This is a genomic window from Massilia sp. CT11-108, assembly GCF_047302915.1.
Lineage (GTDB): Bacteria > Pseudomonadota > Gammaproteobacteria > Burkholderiales > Burkholderiaceae_D > Telluria > Telluria orientalis.
The window spans coordinates 1-432 of the sequence record NZ_JBKYMO010001265.1 but is presented as its reverse complement, the minus strand read 5'-3'; the positions used below and the strand labels follow the sequence as shown (position 1 = coordinate 432).

Sequence of the window (432 nt, the reverse complement as noted above, 5' to 3'; positions counted from 1 at the left end):
CCGCTCCCGTCCCGGCCTTCGCGTGCACGGAAATCGGCCCGTTCAATTCCACCGACGTCCGCCGCATCGCCACCCGCCGGCGGCGCAGCGGCCTTTGCGGCGGCCTCGGCCTGGTCGCGCGTCAGCAGGGTCATCTTGGCCGTGTTGAACTGCCGCTTCAGGCGCGTCGGTTCGTGCTCGTTGCTCCTGGCCGTGCCGAGCAGGCCTTGGGCATACGCGAACAGGGCGGCGTTCAGGAACAGCAGGGACCAGAAGGCGAGTCGTAGCACGAGCATGTCCTCAAGCGGGAGCGGAGTCGGTAGCAAGGAAGGGTGCGGCCGCATGCAGGCCCACCAGCACAATATTATCCAGCATCCAGTGCGGGACGGACAGGAGCGGGGCCACGCTGGCCGCCGCGCCGCCGGAGACGATGCACAGGTCGGCCGGCCGCGC

Annotated in this window: 1 pseudogene; it reads right to left on the bottom strand. The window is 69.7% G+C overall.

Annotation, left to right across the window (positions count from 1 at the left end):
• Positions 1-269, bottom strand: a pseudogene (locus ACEN88_RS34335) (hypothetical protein); the annotation flags it as partial.
• Positions 270-432: the final 163 nt, after the last annotated feature.